This is a genomic window from Lwoffella lincolnii, assembly GCF_037201985.1.
Taxonomy (GTDB): domain Bacteria; phylum Pseudomonadota; class Gammaproteobacteria; order Pseudomonadales; family Moraxellaceae; genus Psychrobacter; species Psychrobacter lincolnii.
The window spans coordinates 1,853,557-1,873,266 of sequence record NZ_CP147511.1; the positions used below are offsets into that span (position 1 = coordinate 1,853,557).

Here is a 19,710-nt window from a genome sequence, read left to right on the forward strand (position 1 = left end):
TATGATTACGGTTAAAGAACTCAAAACCGCCATTTCTAAGCGTTGCCAAGACTATCTGGCTGATTATCCATTGGCAACTCGTCCCACGTTTCATGTGCCATTATTGGCTGGGCAAAATTTTGTGTTGGCTCACGATGTTGTGGCAGATTTTGCAGTGCCACGCCAAAATTTATCTGCCATGGACGGTTTTGCCTTAGGCAAAAATAGTCAATTAGAACAAGGCAGTCGGTTGACGATAATTGGGGAGTCGTGTGCAGGCAGTGCATTTGAAGGAGAGGTTTTACCCAATCAAGCAGTACGCATATTTACTGGTGCTATTGTGCCAAGCGATTGTGATACCGTGGTCATGCAAGAAAATACCGATTTTAATCAACACACAGACAAATCAAAAGCCCACTCAATCACACTGAGCAAACCTGCCAATCACGGCTCAAATATCCGTAAACAAGGCGAAGAGGTACAAAAGGGCGAAACGGTACTCACCGCAGGCAAACGCCTAAATACCGCCGATATCAGCTTACTTGCTAATTTGGGTGTGGCATCGGTTACGGTTGTAAAGCCACTGGTGGTAGGCATCTTGGCAACGGGCGATGAATTGGTAACTTTGGGTGAGCCTTTGACCACCTTGGCACAGATTTATAATGCCAATACACCCACCCTAACAACATTATTAAAAAACCTGCCCATCAGCATCAAAGATTATGGCATTATTGCTGATGATTTAGCCATGACAAAACAAGTGGTACAACAGGCCATCAGTGATTGCGATGTGTTAATCTCCACCGCTGGCGTGTCTGTTGGGGATTATGATTTTTTAACCCAAGTGGTTGATGAACTGGGTAAAGTCAATCATTATAAAGTTGCCATGAAACCCGGCAAGCCCTTTGTCTTTGGTGAGTTTGTGCATCAAACAGATGAGCATCAACAAAAACAGGTGTTGTATTTTGGACTGCCCGGTAACCCATTATCTACGGTGGTTGGTTGTTTACAATTTGTGCGTCCTGCCATTTGGCAACTGACAGGTGCAAATGCTGATGATTTACCAAAACCATTACGTTTACAAGCCATTTGTCAAACAGACATTGACAAAAAAAGTGGGCGACAAGAATTCCAGCGTGCTTTTTTTGAGCAAACGCCATCTGGTGAATTTGTGGTTACACCATTTAATCATCAAGATTCTCACCGTGTTAAACAGCTTAGCCATGCCAACTGTTTATTGGTATTGACAGTGGAGCATGGTGATGTGGCACAAGGGGAAATGGTGGAAATTCAGCCATTTGAATGGTGTTTTGGGTAAGGTAAATGTTTTGTTTGGTTGGTTTTTAGTGCCATAACTTTAAAGCTCAAATAATTCTGCTGGGTCAATCTTAAATTGGAGCATATTGGCAGTTTGTGAACCCAAATCAATCAATTTTTGCTTGTTGTTCATCTTGCTCACCAATAGATTTTAATAATTGTTTGCCAATCTGTTCTATGACTGTAACAGTCATGGCGTTGCCTGCCTGCGATAGTATTTTACCATCAGGTAATTTGTGTGCTATGACTTTTTTGGCAAGCTGCTTTGAAAATCCTTGCAATAATAAACTTTCATAACCACTTAATTTACGAAGCGTGCCATTTTTGGTATTTGACTTCCTCCCCTCCCTATCGTTCGGGGATTCCTGCTCCCAGACGGTCAAGCCCGACCGCAAGCCTAAGATAGTGGCAACCGCCCGTACGACACACCGTACATCTTAGGTTCTTATTTTAAGCTAATCCTACCGTTAGGATTGTCATAGATACGAATTAGCTTAAGTGTGTGTTTGGAAACGTCTTACCAGTTAAGTTACTGCGTACTCGCAATTTAGTCTTAACTTAACTGTGGAATGTAAGACATTGAATATAGTGAGATGAGTATAACAAAACTTATCGCATTTAACAATTGCCTTATATCCACCGCCTGAAGGCGGTGGATATAAGGCAACGGAGGATAAAAAAGTACGATGTCTTGATACAATCTTAATACAAATTGTTATATACTTAAAAACTGTTATACGCTTAAAAATTGTTATATGCTTAGAATGAGTGTTTATCAGTTTCACATCATCAGCGTTTTGGCTTAGCTTATCTATTTTCAACGCTCATTTATTTTCAACAAAGAAAGTTTAAAGAAGGGAGTCTTTTATGAAATTTTTCACTCAATCCGCCATTGCCCTTGCCACTTTTGCGCTGACCACTGTTGTCATGGCGAATGACCCACTTGCCGATACCATGTGGCAAACATTTGATAACGGCAAACCCAAAGCCACCGTTCAAATCACCCAATCTGGTGATACTTTCTCTGGTAAAATTATTGACACCAACCGTGAAGAGGGTAAAAAATTCGTTGGCACAACCGTCTTTACAGGCTTAAAAGCTGATGGTAATGGCAAATACAGTGGCGGTAAAATCACTGATCCAGAAAATGGCAAAACCTACAAAATGTCTGCCACTCTCAAAGCAAATACCTTGGCAGTGCGTGGTCATTTAGGTCCATTCCATCGCACACAAAACTGGAAAAAGAAGTGAAGTTTTAGGACATATTTCTAATAATCGCATCTTTAATAACCGCACCCCTAATAACATTGCATCAATAATATTGCGTCAGTTTTAACATTGCGTCAGTTTTTAATCCAATGTTTAACCCAACGCCATATGATGCCCTTTTTTTATCTGATGCTAAGGAGAGCAACATGCTTATCGGCATTCCAAAAGAAATCAAAAATAACGAAAACCGTGTCGGTCTTACCCCAAGTGGCGTTCATGCGTTGGTCGCCTTTGGTCATACCGTAAGGGTTGAGACCAATGCAGGCAGTGGCTCACAGTTTGCTGATGCTGACTATGAAGCGGTCGGAGCAACCATCGTACCCAATGCTTCCATGGCATGGGATGTGGACATGGTCATTAAGGTCAAAGAACCGTTGCAAACTGAGTATCCATTTTTTAAAGAAGGTTTGACGCTATTTACCTACCTGCATTTGGCAGCAGAAGCCCAGTTAACCAAAGCTTTGGTAGATAATAAAGTTACAGGAATCGCTTATGAAACGGTACAGTTGGCAGATGGTTCATTGCCACTTTTGACCCCCATGAGTGAAGTGGCAGGGCGAATGAGCACACAAATCGGTGCTCAATTTTTACAAAAATTTTATGGCGGTAAAGGCATCTTACTTGGCGGTGTGCCAGGGGTACAAAAAGGCAAAGTTACCATCGTGGGCGGTGGGGTTGCTGGCACAGAAGCCGCCAAAATGGCGGTTGGTTTGGGTGCGGACGTAACCATCTTAGATTTAAACCCAAGACGCTTAAAACAGTTGTCTGAGCTGTTTGGCAACAGTGTACATACCTTAATGTCTACCCCATTGAACCTTGCCCAATGTGTCAAGCAGAGCGATTTGGTCATCGGAGCGGTGCTTATCCCAGGGGCATCTGCTCCCAAACTGGTTACCGATGCGATGATACAATCTATGCCAGCTGGTGGTGTGGTGGTGGACATTGCCATCGATCAAGGTGGCTGTTTTGAGACCACCGATCGCATCACCACCCACGATGACCCCACTTATACCAAGCATGGCATCATTCATTATGCCGTTGCCAACATGCCAGGGGCTGTGCCACGTACGTCCACCATGGCATTGTCTAACGCTACGTTGCCTTATGCCCTTGCTTTAGCAAACAAGGGTTATCGACAAGCCTGTCAAGACGACATTGCCTTGATGAAAGGCATCAATACGCTTGGCGGTGAAGTCACTTATCAAGCGGTGGCAGATGCATTAGGATACGAGTATGTGAATGCCAAAGAGTTGCTTTTAAGCCATTAATACCCATCGACACACACCCATCTAAAACAAAAACAAAAGACACCACATAAAATACATCACATAAAAAACCCAATGCCGTGCGCATTGGGTTTTTTGTCATTGTATGAATCTGCCATCAAGTGAAATGACGGCAAATTACGGTGTTGTGGTTGAGTTGTTTGAGCCATCACCACCTGATAAAGTGTCATTGTTATTGTTATTGTTATTGTCATTGTCAGTGGCGTGGTTGGTGTCGGTTGAATTTAAGTCCACTTCACGGTCAATCACCCCACTCACCACTTCTTTAACCGCATTACCAGCCACATGAATGGCATCATTCACTTTGGTGGTGTCTGCAATGGAAGTTGAGCCAGATTCTCCATTGCCAATCACCGCAACAGACTTACCATCTGACATCACACCAAATTCAATGCGACGGTTGCGAAAGCGACCTTGTTCAGTTGAATTATCAGCAATCGGCTCTTCTTGACCTGCACCGATGGTGGTTAGATGCTCAGCATTGATGCCTTTTGATATCAAATATTCTTTGACAGAAATTGCTCGACGTTCTGATAAGTCTTGATTATACGATGCTGGACCTTGTGTGTCAGTATGTCCTGTAATTTTTAGGTGAGCATCTGGTAGTTTTTGCAAAAGTTCAGCGGCTTTATCCAAGATGACTTTATTTTCTTCAGGGATAATGGCTTCATCAACCGCAAAGTTAATGATTTGTAAGTTCAAAGCACGGATTAAGTCATTGATGTTTGGAGCAGCGGTTAAACGGTTTAAGGCAGCTTGTGAAGCGGTGATGCTTTGATTGACCGAATCGCCTATATTGAGGTCAGGCTCAGCTTCTACGATGAACGCTGGCAACAAAGCTTGTAATTGAGCAACCAGTTTATCACGAGCATCGGTATCTGGTGCATTGACACGGATGGTCTCACCTACGATGCTGATGCTGGCATTGGGTACGCCTTTGACCACGCTTAAAATGTCAGTGAGTTTATCCCCAGCAGGCATGTGGGTGGCGAGATTTGAGTCAATATCAACCATCAGTTTGTCAGCTGCTGGTTGCCCAAAGACATTGACAATGGCGGATTTGATGCTGTCAACAACACCTTGATCACCTGCGGTAACCGTGGCGGTATAGACATTTTCGCCTGTTTCATCGACGGACAGACGTAACACAGAAGGTGATTCATTCACCATCTCTTCAATAGGAGCAACCGTTTGGGCAGATTGTTCGGTGGCGGTTGCCACAGGAGTGCTGGTTGTGGGTTCTTGACAACCTTTTAACAACGCCCATGCCAATGCACCCAAGATAATCAAGCCAATGATGGGCAGTAAAGCCTTCATAAAACTGCCAGATGGCTTTTTGGTTTTGACCAATGGGTCGGTTGAGATGGTTTCAGAGATGCGAGAATCAGCAGGCTCTGGTGTGACATGAGCGGGCGGCGTTACGTGGGCAGTTGCTGTGCTGGCAGTACTGCCCAACAACCCTGCTGGTAACATCGCCAATGCCCAATTCGGAATATGATCAACAAACGCCGTATTGTGATTGTCTTGACTGTGTTGTAAGCCACGCAGATAAGTTGGGACAGGCGTTTCTCCTGCCAATGCTTCTACTTCTTGCACCACCAAAGGTGAAGCGGCTGCCATCATCTGCTGTACGCTGTTAATCTCCAACCCATGATTGATTGCCAACTGCTCAGCCACATATTTTGGGTCGTCTGTATTGTTCCAGACTATGGCATCAAGCCCCGCATTTTCTGCCACCAAATTTTCATCTAACAGCTTAGCGTACGTGTTGTCATCTGCTAAGCGTGCCAAAAAAATGGCATAGAATTGCTCAAGCATGGAAGTTTCACTGCTGGCTGTGGCATCAGACAATACAGCAGGGGTGATGGTGTTTGATAAATGGTTGATGATATTCATGCTAACTCCTTAATCATAAAAACAAGAATCATAAAAATAAGACAACAATGAGTTAATGGGTGGTTGAATGGTTGATAGCTGGCTCAGCAACGATGGTTAAGTTCGCCAAATCATCTAACTCTTGAGTAGACATGCCACCATAACCATGGTTATTGTTCATAGGCTGGGAATTGCTAAGGGGATAAATCAAATCGCCACTATCCCCAGTGTTCATTTGGTCATTAGGCACAACATTCATATTTTGCATATTTTGGTTCATTTCTTGGTTCATTTCTTGATTAAATGGCATGTCATTCATCATATCAGGTGTTTGGGTCATTTCTGCATCATCATTCATGCTTGACATGTCTGTGATGTTGAGCGAACGCTGGTTAAGTGTTGGTATGTCTCGATACCAAGCCAAATCACCTTGAGTCTGATTATAAACAGCAAACTCAATACGACGATTGCGAAAACGTCCTTGCTCAGTTTCGTTATCAGCAATTGGATATTGCTCACCCATGCCTTTGACCATCAGCTTACTGGCATCGACACCTTTGGCGACCAAATACGCTTTGATTGCTGTTGCACGCTCTTGTGATAAAGCCACGTTGTGGGCATTATCAGCAGTGGCATCGGTATGCCCCATGATAAGCAAGCTTATGTTAGGCAGACCTTTGATGATGTCGGCAGCTTTATCAAGCAGTGGCTTATTGACTTCAGGAATGATTGCTTTATCCATGTCAAAATTAATCACCTGCAAGCTCAATGCACGAGCCACATCAATGGGATTTGCATTGCTTGACAAACTTGCCAATGCAAGCCTTGATGCTTCTAGACTTTGATTGATTTGGGCTTGTGAATCTAAGGGTTTGGCAGCCAATACTTGAGCGTTATTTGCCAAGGCTTGTACGTCATTAACCAACTGTTGCAATGCGGTAGGATTGGGCGCATTTAACACAATTTGATTGTCCGAAAATTCTGCCGTGGCAAATGGCACATGTTTCATCATTGCTAAAATGCTTGCCACTCGATCCATCGCAGGCAATTTGGTGTCATAGCTTGGCGACACATCAAAGAAACAACGGTTTGATGACAGGGTAAACACATTTTCCACCGCCTTTATCAGCTCAGATTGGATAATGGAATTGGCAACACCACCACGACACGCATACAGCTCACCTGATGCCCCAATGGTTACGGTGAAGTTGGCAGGTAACAAAGTGACTGCCACAGGGGCAATGTTTGGCTGACTGTTGCTATTTGGTTGGGCAAGTGGTTTAGGGTCTTTTTGTAAGTAATGCAAGGCTGTCCAAGCCAATGTGCCAAGCAACACCAAAGCCAAAATGGGCAACAATGCCTTGATAAAACTGCCTTGTGGACGCTTGTAGGTAGGTGGCGACTGTGGGTATGCCTTTTGTTGATATGCCACTTCTGAGACAGGCTCTACTGTGGGCTTGGGCTTACTGGTCATATTTGAGACAGCATTTGAAGCAACGTTTGAAGTGATGTTAGGGGCAACACTCCCCAAAAGATAAGGCGGTAACACCATGTCCGCCCAAACAGGCAAATAAGGACGGATTTGTTGCACGTGTCCTTTTAGATAAGTGGCAACAGGATGGCCCCCTGCCAGCGATTTGATATGTCGATACGCATTTGGCGTAACGGCATCAAGACAATCATCAACCGTCATTTTATCAACATCATGGGCTTGTGCCAGTTCAGTGCTGATGATGTTACGTTCAGTGGCATTCCAAAGTTGAGCATAAACATCACCATCATTTGCCATCATGACTTGCTCAATTCGTGTGGCAGTTTTATCATCTGTCAACAATGTGGTCAACAACGCATAAAACCCATCTAACATATACGACAGCTCAGTGTCTGACAATGTTGTCTCTGGCTGAGCATGTTGTTCATTGAATAAGGTTGGCGTTACCGTCTGTCTTAGATGACCGACAATGTCTGTCATCGCATCTGTTGTCATATTATCCATTTATTAAAGATTATCCAGTTACTAAAGCCAATTAACCAAATTTCACATTAACCAAATTTCACAAAGTCAAAAAACCATCGTTAACAAAAACCATCGTTAACAAACATCATTGACGATTAATGACATAAGATACCCTAATTCTCAATAAATTTCGTTATGATACAGTAAGTAAACCGTCATAATACTGTTACCATGGTTGTAAAAATCAGCAAAAAACCACCAAAAAAAAGCCACCAAATTTGTCAGCATGTTTTTTTAGAATTCTTTTTTAGCTGATTGCCCTTAATTTTTAGGAGATTATGTGCCAAATCATACCACCATCATCATCATCGTTACCGTCATCGTCAGCCTGATGGCTTGGCAAAGTCGTGCTTTATACAATCAGTTGATATTTAACCCCGTTTGGGTAAGCCAAGGGCAATGGCATCGCTTAGTCACTTATGGTTTAATCCATGCAGATGGCACGCATTTGTTATTTAACATGTTTACTTTGTATTTTTTTGGGCGTGCCATTGAGCAGTTTTATAACCAATATGTGTCAGGTTTTGGGTTTGTGGTGTTTTATGGGCTTGCCATCATCGCTTCGATATTACCCAGTCACACCACCAATAAGGGAAAGTTAAATTATTTTAGCCTTGGTGCTTCTGGTGGGGTATCAGCGGTGCTGTTTGCGTATATTTTAATCAAACCTTGGAGCATGTTGTATCTGATGGCGATTATCCCAATCCCTGCCATCATATTTGCCGTCGCTTATGTGGCTTATGGCCTATATGCCAATAAAAAAGGCAATTCACGCATCAATCATTCTGCCCATTTGTGGGGCGGTGCGTTTGGGGTGGTTGCCACCATTGCCATCAATCCCAACATTATGTTGCACTTTTTTGATGAGTTAATGCACCCCAAATTTTAACATCAGGGTTTAACATCGTGTTTTAAAATCGTGTTTTAAAATCGTGTTTTAAAATCGAAGTTTAACATCGTGTTTTACAATCACAAGCTTAACATCAGATTTTAAGCTTGTGATGTGGTTGTTTTATTTTTTGTTATGGTCGGTGTTGATATCGGTATTTATATTTACAGTGTTTGCATTGATTTATCCAGCAGTTGGGTGATAATGATGAATCATGTCGTCAGATGTTTTTTAAATGACAACAAGGCATCAAACCATCAGCAAAAGGAAGATAGGCATGGTTAAAATTCGAGAAGGCTTACCTTTGGTTGACGGACAGACAGCACTTGCTGACAGTGCCAGTTTGACCGCTCAATTTGTCTATGATTCTCGCCAACCTTTATTTCATGTATCTAAAAGTAACACACAGGTTGGGTCAAGCAAAACCGATGCTAATGGTCATCATAAGATGACGTTGTCGTCATTTCAGTGGTCGTTTATTGGCGATGGCAATCATGTTGTTAAGCAATGTACGTATCCCACTTTTTTAACCATGCTGTCTTCTTTGAATTTGCCATATGGGGCATCAGCCACAGGTGTTCACGGGCAAAATGCTCACGGGCAGGGCATTCACGAGCAGGGTGGTGATGGCCATTTGCCAACCACTCATTTAAATACCGCTTCTATTGATATCCAAGCATGGTTGGATAAGGTGGCTCAACGCATTCATCAAGATAATCTGACTCAGTTACATGCCGCTTTGGAGCTGGTCAAAAAGGTGAATGCCGTCAGCCACAACCAACGTTCTGGTGTGTATGCCACAGGCATTGGCATGGCGGATATTTTAAGCTATTTATATCATGATGAGCGGGCGTTGGTCGCTGCCATGCTGTTTCGCAGTGTGCGTAAAGAGTTGCTTAGCCTGCAAGAAGTACAAGCGCATTTTGGTAAAGAAGTTTGCCAACTGGTACAAGACACCTTGGCGATGGGACAACTGACCGAAGCCATCGAAAATAACAAACGCCTAGAAGACCATTTTATCAACAACCACCGTGAACAGCTCACCAACATCTATAGCATGCTCATCGCTGTGACCAATGATGTGCGAGTGGTGTTGATAAAGCTTGCTGAGCGTACCTTTGCCATGCGAGAGTTATCATTTGCCAGTGAAGCCAGACAACAGCGTGTTTCTCGTGAAGTGATGAACATTTATGCCCCACTTGCCCACCGTTTGGGCATTGCTCAAATCAAATGGGAACTTGAAGATTTGGCATTTCGCCACCTTGCACCAGAACGCTACAAACAAATCGCCAAACTGCTGGCAGAAAAACGCAGTGAGCGTGAAGATTATATCGAACAAGTGCGTAGACAACTGTTACAAGCCCTTGAGCAATCAGGCATTCAAGCCGATGTCAGTGGTCGAGTGAAGCACATTTATTCGATTTATCGCAAGATGAAACTCAAACAGCTGTCCTTTGACCAACTATATGACATTCGTGCCTTACGAGTGCTTGTCAATAGCAACAGTGAGTGTTATCACGTTTTGGGATTGGTGCATGGACTATGGCGACACATTCCTGAGCAATTTGATGACTACATTACCAACCCAAAATCCAACGGCTATCGCTCACTGCATACCGCAGTGATTGCCAAGCATAAATCACTGGAAGTACAAATCCGCACCCACACCATGCACTATGAAGCTGAGCTTGGTATGTGTACCCATGTGACCTATAAAGAAGGGGGCAAAAATGATGCTTATCTCAATCAACGCATCAACTCATTACGACAACTGTTGACTACCAACAAAGACCACCCACAAGCCAATATCAACATCAACTCAGTCACTGACAATGCGTCAGCACCATTCACCCTTGACAATCAACAGGACAACCACCAACCTGACAACCGCCAAATTGACAATCATAACGCAGAAGAGCAACTGGCTGATTTTGAAGAATTCGAACGCATTTATGTGTTTAGCCGTGATGGTGACATCACCGAGTTACCCAAAGGAGCAACCGTTCTGGATTTTGCCTATTATGTGCATACACAAGTGGGCAATCATGCTCAAGCTGCTCGTGTCAATCAACGATATGTGCCACTGACTTATGAACTAAAAACAGGTGAACAGGTAGAAATTATTACCAAATCCAACCGTGAGCCTAACCGAGATTGGCTAGTACCCTCACTTGGCTATATTCATACCAACCGAGCCAGAAGCAAACTTAGACAATGGTTTAACAAACTTGACCGCAGTAAAAACATCGACATCGGCTGGCAGATACTTACCAAAGAGTTGGAGCGATTGTCCGTGCATGCCAACAGTGTGAATCTTGCTGGCCATATCGAACATTTTCGAGTAAAAAGTTCAGAAGATATTTTGGTGGGTTTAGTAACAGGCGACATCAGCTTACATCAACTCACCAACCAAATTTTAAAACAGCTGGACTTAACGCCAGAGCAAGACCATCGGAATTTTAAACCCAGCATTCACCCAAAAGCGACTGGCAAGCTGGATGCTTATCAAATCTGCGTTGATGGATTAGACAACATCGATATTCATCTGGCAGGTTGCTGTCAAGCAGTCAGAGGTGAGCCCATCGCAGGATTCATTACCCAATCTCATGGTGTCAGTATCCATCACCGAGGCTGTCCTGAATACGCTCGCTTGATTGAACGTGAGCCTGAACGTCAAATAGATGCCACTTGGTACTCAGAACAAGGCAATTTGCAACCTGTAGAAATCTTTATCGAAGCTTACGACCGCCGTGGTCTGCTCAAAGACCTAACACAAGTCATTGATAAAGAAAACATCAACATTCGTAAAGTAGACAGCGTCAGCACCGATGAAGACATCGCTGAAATGCGTATTCATTTGGAAGTAACAGGATTGGCACAATTATCCAAACTACTTGCCAAGCTTGAGCAACAGCATGGCATTTTGCAAGCTTACCGTGCGGTTAAATAACAGCATGTTGTTAAACACATGTTGTTGTTAAATAACAGATAGCTTTTCACATTAACATTAACATCAAGCAATCCCCATCAATATGCCTGAATTACCTGAAGTTGAAACCACCAAAACCAGCTTAACCCCACTTATTGGCAGTAACGTTATCCGTCTGCAAGCATATCAACCAAAGCTTAGGTGGCAAATGCCAGCAGATTTATCACAGCTGACACAGCACCGTCTGACTGCCATTCATCGCCGTGCCAAATATTTATTATTAGACTTTAACGGACAACACCCACGTTCGCTGATTGTCCATTTAGGCATGTCAGGCAGTCTACAACAGCACCCACAAGGGTTTGATAAACGTAAACATGACCATCTTATCATCGACTTCATCAATACCAAAGGACAAATCACCCAACTACATTACCATGACCCAAGGCGTTTTGGGGCAGTGTTATGGGCAAAAGATTATCAACATAAATTGCTTGACCATTTGGGTGTTGAGCCATTAAGTGATGACTTTACCGCTCAATATCTACACACGCACATTCATCGTCTTAACCACACTGATGATGGCACTCAAACAACCCAGCCAACACTCAAAACGCCCATAAAACGAGCGATTAAATCCGTCATTATGGAACAAACGCTGGTTGTTGGAGTGGGCAACATTTATGCAACCGAAAGCCTGTTTTTGGCAGGCATTCACCCTGCCACACCTGCTTATCTGCTGTCTTTAGCACAGCTTGAAACATTAGTAAGTCATATAAAAACCATCTTAGCCCAAGCCATCGCCAAAGGTGGCTCTAGTTTGCGTGATTTTACCGTTGCCAATGGAGTAACAGGTTATTTTCAGCAGACACTGTTGGCTTATGGGCGTGAAAATCAACCCTGCCCCACTTGTGCCAAACCATTATCTAAGCAAAAAATCAACGGACGTGCCAGTGTGTACTGCTCAAACTGTCAGCCCCTTTATGGATAAATCACGGATAAATAACAAGTAAATAATGGGTAAATAACAGCGTGGCAATGTCTTTAAATCATTGCCTATGACTCACTGCTGTCAATTTATTAAAAGATTGTTACTTTTCTGCTTGCCATGACTGGCATAACTTGGTTTAATAAAGGCAATCATTTGTAAGTTCCTATCATTGTCAATCTTATCATTGCAATTAGGAACACACCCTAAATACATTGTCAACCCATCACAAACACATCATAGGTATTTTATTTAAGGATAACACCATGTCAAAACGTACCTTTACTCGCATTACAACTCACATCGCACTTTCCACAAGCTTAGTCACTGGCATGTTACTTAGCTCAGCATCTCAAGCTGCCATTGAAATCAATGAAAACGACTTTGGTCCTACCTATGAGTCCATGGTGGTGGATACTGTGGTAGGTAAGCCTTTGCAGTTGGTCACAGCAGTGGCAGGCACAGTCGCTTATGTGGCGAGTCTTCCCTTTTCTTTTGCTGGTAACAATCATCAACAAGCTCAGCAAAAACTGGTCAGCGAACCTTGGGAAGCAGCATTACAACGTTGCTTAGGTTGTACCGTTGCTGAAGACAAATACTACAAATCACAAGACAGCAATAACAACACTGTACGTCTTGTTGTTGACAAACCATCTGAAGTCATCATCAATACCAACGATACCGTGGTGGTGGTTGACTAAGGCATTAAAATCAACCACAAAAACCAACCGCATCAAAAAAGCCAACGTCATTTAACGCTGGCTTTTTTATTGATAAAACAATCCAATTAACTGTCTTTTTTACGACCATGGCGTTTACGCTCATTTTCGCTCAGATAACGCTTACGGATACGCACCGATTCAGGTGTTACCTCAACCAACTCATCGTCTTCAATAAACTCTAACGCCTGCTCAAGGCTAAACTTAATCGCAGGGGTTAAGATGATGTTTTCATCACTGCCAGACGCACGCACGTTGGTTAATTGCTTGGCTTTGGTTGGGTTAACCACCATGTCATCACCACGAGAGTTGATGCCAATAATCATTCCCTCATACACTTCCAAACCTGGCTCAGCAAACAGCTTGCCACGTTCTTGTAAGTTAAATAAAGCATAACCCAAGCAAGTACCTGATGTCATTGATACCAGCACCCCATTAATACGACCACCCACATCACCCACTTTTTGAGTGCCATAATGTGAAAAGCTAGATGTCAAAATTCCCGTACCTGATGTCATGGTCATAAATTCAGAACGAAAACCAATCAACCCACGAGCAGGCATCACCGCCTCGATACGCATTCGACCTTTGCCATCTAGCTCCATGTTAGTCATCTCGCCTTTACGCAAACCGATTTGCTCCATCACTGAACCTTGATGCGCCTCTTCAATATCAAAAATGACATTTTCAAAAGGTTCTTGTTTTTCACCATCCACCTCTTTGATAATCACTTCAGGACGTGATACCCCAAGCTCATAGCCTTCACGACGCATGTTCTCAATCAATACGGATAAGTGCAACTCACCTCGTCCAGAAACCTTAAATTTCTCGGCGGTGTCAGTGTCTTCTACTCGCAAAGCCACATTATGAATTAGCTCACGCTCAAGACGCTCACGAATGTTGCGTGAAGTGACGAACTTACCTTCACGTCCTGCAAATGGTGAGTCATTGACCTGAAAAGTCATAGAAACGGTTGGTTCATCAACGGTTAATGGGGGCAGAGCTTCAACCTCACTTAAATCACATATGGTGTCTGAAATATTGAGCAAATCTAACCCTGTCACACAAACAATATCACCTGCTTGGGCATTATCCACATCCACACGCTCAAGACCATGATAACCCATGATTTTTAAGATACGACCATTGCGTTTTTTGCCATCTTTATCAATCACCACAACAGGCGTGTTGGTCTTAATAGAGCCTCGTTGAATACGCCCAATGCCAATCACCCCCACAAAGCTATTATAATCAAGGCTTGAAATTTGCATCTGAAACGCCCCTTTTGGGTCAACTTGGGGTGGTTGTACGATGTCCACAATGGTCTCAAACAATGGGGTCATGTCATCAGCAAGCTCATCAGCCTGTCTGCCAGCCACACCATTTAATGCAGACGCATAAACAATTGGAAAGTCCAATTGTTCATCGGTTGCCCCCAAATTATCAAACAAATCAAACACTTGATCCATCACCCAATCAGGACGAGAACCCGGTCGGTCAACTTTATTAATCACCACAATGGGTTTAAGTCCTTGCTCAAATGCCTTTTGGGTAACAAAGCGAGTCTGTGGCATCGGGCCATCTACTGCGTCTACCAACAACAACACACAATCAACCATTGACATGACCCGCTCAACTTCACCACCAAAGTCAGCGTGTCCTGGGGTATCAACGATGTTAATGCGATATTCTATGCCATCTTTTGGGTTGTGCCACTTAATGGCAGTATTCTTAGCCAAAATGGTGATACCACGCTCTTGTTCAAGGGCGTTTGAATCCATGACTCGCTCAATCTCACCAGTTCTTTCTCCCAGTGTGCCTGATTGTTGTAATAATTTATCTACCAGTGTGGTCTTACCATGGTCTACGTGAGCAATGATTGCGATGTTACGCAGATTTTGAATGTCATTTGCCATAAATACTCTTAAAAAATACGCTTAATAAAATATGCTTAAAACAAGGGTGTATAAAAAACAGCGGCTAGTATAGCATCTTAATGAGATAAAATGATGACAATATGTCATGCACAATAAAAAAACGCCCTCAAATGAGGGCGTCTTTCATTCATACCAGCACATGCAATTTATTAGCACATGTGGTTTGGCGAATGACCGAACCAAGACCAAACCATTACTGAATCATATCTTTGGTTTGTTGTACGGTCACTGTCTTATCGCCACTGATGACAGCATAAACACGACGGTTCATGGCGCGACCTTCTTCAGTGTCGTTAGGAGCGATTGGGCGATCATAGCCATAACCAACTGTACTCATGCGGTTAGGTGCAACGCCGAATTCATTGACAAGCATTGACTTAACAGCGACAGCACGAGCTTCTGACAGACGTTGGTTGTAAGCAGCAGAAGGACCTGTCTTAGAAGCATGACCTTCAATGCGTGCGGTTGCGTTTGGATATTCACCCATTTTTTCTGCCACTTTGGCAACTTCTGGGCGGAATTGTGGCTTGATGACCGACTTATCATTATCAAAGAACACACGAAGCTCCATGTTCAATTCGTCAGCAACTGGCACTTCAATCGGACAACCACGGGCATCAACAACCAAGTTACGTGGTGTGCCAGGGCAAGCATCAAGTCTGTCAACCACACCATCACCGTCAGAGTCGATGTCCACTGGCTCTTCCACAACAACCACTGGTGCAACAGGCACTACTGGTACTACTGGATCGACAGGAGTGACTGGAACAGGTTCGGCAACAGGAGCATCAGGAACAGCAGCACCTAAATGACCACCCAAAACCACTTCAACACCTGCCAATGCCATGCCTTCCCACCAGTTATTATCAAAGTTGTGGATGGCACGAGCTTCACCACGTAGGCTTAAAGCATCATTAACACGATACATTGCACCAAGACCTAGGTTACCGATGGTGTCTTTAGATTCGGCAACTTCAGTACCAGCAGTAATATTTCCATTTTTGCCAGTTTGTGTGGCTTGATTTGTACCTGTGTTATAAGCTTTTTGATTTTCTACAGAAATTTTAGATTGACCAGCACCCACCAACACGTATGGCTTAAATGGGCTGTCAGTCACGCCAGTAAACTGTTCTGTACCAATTAAAAGGTTACCAGATAAAGTTTGTTGTTCAACATCAAAACGATTTTCAGGAGTTTTTGCTGATTCTTTAGAAGCTCGACCTTCAGTATTGCTAACACCGTATTCTACTTGGAATTGGGTAGATGGAGTCAGCTCAACACCTAGTGCCACTCCAGTGTATAATCCACTTTGTTGAGCAATGCCACCATTTGGGGTTGAATCCGATTGTTGTGGTTTTAAATCTTTACCTGTGTTAAATATTTTGCGTTGCTCTTTATGAGCTTGATTGGCATAGTGGTAACCAACCTGTGGAGTAACAGTCACACCAGCTTGAGCTGCTAAAGGAACGGCAGATGCCGCCAAAACAGCCATTGCGATTTTATTGAATTTCATGGAATTCCTCCAAATTAGATTAAATCAGATCATCATTCATCATGACTAAGTGTTACCAAATCTTAGGTTACTAAGTTTTAGCAAGTTTTAGTGACTGATGGCAAACAATCTCTTGAGAGATGACACAACGGCTAAAGTTTAGCCTTAATAAGCACAGAATACAACACTTTGTGAAGTAAGGGTACAGATAATTACATTATTATAATATACTGAATTATAATATGCTGACAAGCACAAACAGTGTACTTGATAAGACAAACAGCCTTGCATTTATCTGAAATTTTAAATCCATTGTAGCAAAATTGGCTTATTTTTGAGCATCGGCATACAAATAGTAACGAATTTTTTATATAAATACCACTGTTTCGTTTACATATTGGGTGATATCTTGCTATTATTGTATTAGCTTGACTTCAATAATGTGAGATTTCGATAAATAACAAGAACATCACGTTCTCATGTCTTCCATGCTCAATCATAAGCCACAGTATCAAAAACCACACTCACCCAAGCCATTTAGTCATAGACAGTCTAAGCGTACAAGCCCATTAACCCTTATCAACCCCATTCAAGGCTTTACTTTAATTGAGATGATGGTAACGGTGGTGATTTTGGCATTGGTGGCGGTGATTGCGTATCCTTCTTTTATGCGCCAGCTTGCCAATATGGAAGCTCGGCGTGTGGCAAATCTGATCAGCACGTCATTATCAAGTGCAAAAGTTAATAGCTTTACCACACGAAAAAATGTGTTTGTTTGCATATTAGATGACAGTGGAGCTTGTCATCGTGATGGACAGCATGCGTTGCTGTTGTTTGATGACATGAACCGTGATAACCAATTTGATGTTCATCAAGACCGTGTGATTGAACAGCATCATTTGGGCTTAAAATACGGCCATGTGATGTTTCGGGTATCATTGGGGAAGCATTACGCCAAGTTTTGGGGGGATACGGGTTTACCTAGAGGTCATATTGGACATGTCAGTTATTGCTCAAATACTGCTTTTAATGACAACCATTATCAGATTTCGTTTAACACGCAAGGCATTGTGCGTTATAAGACCGCTCCCCAATATGCGTTAGATTGTTAGTTGATGTGTTCTGCTGTTTATTGGTATTGATGTCTGCGTTTATGTCTGTGTTTGTTTTGCCAGCATCACCACATCTGCCAAAAATCCGTCCATATCGCATACTTGTGGCATATACCCCCATTGTACAAACTCAAGCCGTTTAAATAACGCCAAACTTGGCTGATTGTGAGCAAAAATCAGTGCCACCACGTTTTTGATGCCAAGTCCAGAAGCTTGCTGTAACATCCACGTCAATAAGGTACGACCGATGCCGTTTTGTTGATAATCAGGGTGCAGATAAAGGCTAATTTCACTGCTGATGTGATAAGCAGGACGAGCATACAAATCGCTAAAACTGCCCCACCCTACCAAACGCCCTTTACCCCCATCAACGCCATTATCTAATTGCTTAAGCACATAAATAGGACGCTTAGGATTGTGCAAATGCTCATGAAACCAAGCGGTACGCATGTTGGTACGGATTGGGGTTAAGTCTGCGGTGATTGATTTGCTGGGAACAGCCATGTTATAGATGGCGACAATGTCGGTAAGGTCATCGATAGATGGTAAAAAAATACCCATCTTATTTGGTGGTTGACCAGACTTAGTTGATGATTGATCAGATAAACCAGTTTGCCAGTGATATAAGCAATTGTTTGTATTTTTGGACGATGGCATGTTTTTAGATAATGGCATGTTGTTTGTGTTAAGTTGGGTATGTTGGGAAAAATAGCCTATAATACGCCATATTTTTGTCATAACCAATGTCATACTGTCATCTCACCCTACAATCTTACCCCATAATCTCACACTGTATAGCCACATGATACCCACATGCAAATCTTACTATTATCCGACTTATTAGCCAGCAACCAATCTGCTCAATCACTACCGTCATTGCCACTGCCTTGTGTGCTGACCATTGGTAATTTTGATGGGGTGCATTTGGGGCATCAGACCATGATTTATCAAGTACTCGATACGGCAAACTCACAGGGTCTTGCCAGTGCGGTGATGGTGTTTGAGCCACAACCCAGAGAGTTTTTTTCACCCAGCAATGCCCCTGCTCGTTTGACCAATTTGGCAGAAAAACAACAGTTACTATCGAACTTGCAACACAATGGCAAGGGATTGGATTATTTGATTGTGGCAGGGTTTGATGATGCATTTCGTTCGTTGTCTGCCAATGAGTTTGCTCAGATTCTGCTTAAACAACTGAATGTCAAAATTTTGGTGTTGGGTGATGATTTTAGGTTTGGACATGACCGCACAGGAGACAGTGAATTTTTACGTGCGTTTGGCTTTGTTGTCAATAATTTACAAACCATTAAAGACATGAATAACGATAACCGAATCAGCTCAACCCACATTAGAGCGTGTTTGGCAAAGGGTCAGTTAGACCATGCCCATGCACTGCTTGGGCATGAATATTTTATGTTAGGGACGGTAACCGATGGGGATAAAATCGGGCGGACATTGAACTTCCCCACCGCCAATATTGCCTTAAATCGGCTAAAACCTGCGGTGCATGGTGTGTTTGGTGTGTCTGTGAGGGCAACCGATGGTACGGATTTATCAAGCCTAGGCAAACACGGCAGTACTGGGCTGGTGGGTTTGAGTAAAGGCAGTTTGTTTGGTGCATGCAATGTTGGCACTCGCCCAACGCTTAACCAACAATATCAATGGCGACTGGAGGTGCATTTTCCTAAGTTTGATGGTGATTTATATGGACAAGAGTTACTGGTTACTTTTTTGCATTTTTTGCATGGGGAGAGACGTTATTCATCGCTTGATGCGTTAAAGGCTGGGATTGATGCAGATGTACACGCTTTGTTGGCATGGCGTGAAGGGCCAGCATGGCATGAAAGGTTGCGTTGATGCGTTTTTAACTTCAGTTTTTAACGTCACATCAAGCCACGTTA

15 protein-coding genes are annotated in these 19,710 nt (G+C 43.0%); 9 read left to right on the forward strand and 6 right to left on the reverse strand.

The genetic code is table 11. The features are described 5' to 3' along the window. Window position 1 precedes the first annotated feature (1 nt). A complete protein-coding gene (glp, locus tag WDM69_RS08395; protein WP_338755310.1) occupies window positions 2-1,297 on the forward strand; it encodes a gephyrin-like molybdotransferase Glp in 1,296 nt (431 codons plus the stop codon). A 106-nt stretch (window positions 1,298-1,403) separates the two neighbouring features. Here the strand turns inward: glp and WDM69_RS08400 are convergent, their stop codons facing one another. Beyond that, a complete protein-coding gene (locus WDM69_RS08400; RefSeq protein ID WP_240494946.1) occupies window positions 1,404-1,679 on the reverse strand; it encodes a DNA cytosine methyltransferase in 276 nt (91 codons plus the stop codon). Window positions 1,680-2,163: 484 nt separating this feature from the next. On the opposite strand from WDM69_RS08400, the gene WDM69_RS08405 reads away from it, so the two are divergent. Both WDM69_RS08405 and ald read left to right on the forward strand, forming a co-directional pair. Then, window positions 2,164-2,547 carry a DUF2147 domain-containing protein gene (locus tag WDM69_RS08405; protein WP_078306453.1) on the forward strand — a complete coding sequence of 128 codons (384 nt, stop codon included), beginning with the start codon at window positions 2,164-2,166 and terminating at the stop codon, window positions 2,545-2,547. Window positions 2,548-2,711: 164 nt separating this feature from the next. After that, complete coding sequence (gene ald / locus WDM69_RS08410; RefSeq protein ID WP_078306454.1) at window positions 2,712-3,833, forward strand: alanine dehydrogenase; 1,122 nt, start codon at window positions 2,712-2,714, stop codon at window positions 3,831-3,833. A 135-nt stretch (window positions 3,834-3,968) separates the two neighbouring features. On the opposite strand, the gene WDM69_RS08415 is transcribed toward ald, so the two are convergent. Together WDM69_RS08415 and WDM69_RS08420 are read right to left on the reverse strand one after the other, a co-directional pair. Next, on the reverse strand, window positions 3,969-5,747 hold the full coding sequence (locus WDM69_RS08415) for an OmpA family protein (protein WP_338755311.1): 1,779 nt from the start codon (window positions 5,745-5,747) through the stop codon (window positions 3,969-3,971). Window positions 5,748-5,799: 52 nt separating this feature from the next. Further along, window positions 5,800-7,722, reverse strand: a complete 1,923-nt coding sequence (locus WDM69_RS08420) for an OmpA family protein (RefSeq protein WP_338755312.1) — start codon at window positions 7,720-7,722, stop codon at window positions 5,800-5,802. A gap of 352 nt (window positions 7,723-8,074) precedes the next feature. Between WDM69_RS08420 and WDM69_RS08425 the strand changes: the two genes are divergently transcribed. The 4 genes from WDM69_RS08425 to WDM69_RS08440 all read left to right on the forward strand — a co-directional run bounded on the left by WDM69_RS08425 (window position 8,075) and on the right by WDM69_RS08440 (window position 13,250). Continuing rightward, window positions 8,075-8,632, forward strand: coding sequence for a rhomboid family intramembrane serine protease (locus WDM69_RS08425; protein WP_078306481.1), 558 nt, complete (start codon window positions 8,075-8,077; stop codon window positions 8,630-8,632). 277 nt (window positions 8,633-8,909) lie between these two features. Then, entirely contained in the window at window positions 8,910-11,582 is a 2,673-nt protein-coding gene (locus tag WDM69_RS08430) for a RelA/SpoT family protein (RefSeq protein ID WP_078306457.1), read from the forward strand. 82 nt (window positions 11,583-11,664) lie between these two features. Further along, window positions 11,665-12,552, forward strand: coding sequence for a bifunctional DNA-formamidopyrimidine glycosylase/DNA-(apurinic or apyrimidinic site) lyase (mutM, locus tag WDM69_RS08435; RefSeq protein ID WP_078306458.1), 888 nt, complete (start codon window positions 11,665-11,667; stop codon window positions 12,550-12,552). A gap of 263 nt (window positions 12,553-12,815) precedes the next feature. After that, window positions 12,816-13,250 carry a hypothetical protein gene (locus tag WDM69_RS08440; RefSeq protein ID WP_078306459.1) on the forward strand — a complete coding sequence of 145 codons (435 nt, stop codon included), beginning with the start codon at window positions 12,816-12,818 and terminating at the stop codon, window positions 13,248-13,250. An 86-nt stretch (window positions 13,251-13,336) separates the two neighbouring features. Here WDM69_RS08440 and typA read toward each other — a convergent pair whose 3' ends face one another. Beyond that, window positions 13,337-15,184 carry a translational GTPase TypA gene (gene typA, locus WDM69_RS08445; RefSeq protein WP_078306460.1) on the reverse strand — a complete coding sequence of 616 codons (1,848 nt, stop codon included), beginning with the start codon at window positions 15,182-15,184 and terminating at the stop codon, window positions 13,337-13,339. A gap of 214 nt (window positions 15,185-15,398) precedes the next feature. After that, complete coding sequence (locus tag WDM69_RS08450) at window positions 15,399-16,718, reverse strand: OmpA family protein (protein WP_078306461.1); 1,320 nt, start codon at window positions 16,716-16,718, stop codon at window positions 15,399-15,401. Between the two features lie 458 nt (window positions 16,719-17,176). Between WDM69_RS08450 and WDM69_RS08455 the strand changes: the two genes are divergently transcribed. After that, complete coding sequence (locus WDM69_RS08455) at window positions 17,177-17,809, forward strand: pilus assembly FimT family protein (RefSeq protein WP_078306462.1); 633 nt, start codon at window positions 17,177-17,179, stop codon at window positions 17,807-17,809. Between the two features lie 39 nt (window positions 17,810-17,848). On the opposite strand, the gene WDM69_RS08460 is transcribed toward WDM69_RS08455, so the two are convergent. Next, the gene (locus WDM69_RS08460; protein WP_078306482.1) at window positions 17,849-18,370 is read right to left on the reverse strand and encodes a GNAT family N-acetyltransferase; all 522 of its coding nucleotides are present in this window, start codon (window positions 18,368-18,370) and stop codon (window positions 17,849-17,851) included. Between the two features lie 252 nt (window positions 18,371-18,622). Between WDM69_RS08460 and ribF the strand changes: the two genes are divergently transcribed. Beyond that, on the forward strand, window positions 18,623-19,666 hold the full coding sequence (gene ribF / locus WDM69_RS08465; RefSeq protein ID WP_078306463.1) for a riboflavin biosynthesis protein RibF: 1,044 nt from the start codon (window positions 18,623-18,625) through the stop codon (window positions 19,664-19,666). The last annotated feature ends 44 nt before the right edge of the window (window positions 19,667-19,710 follow it).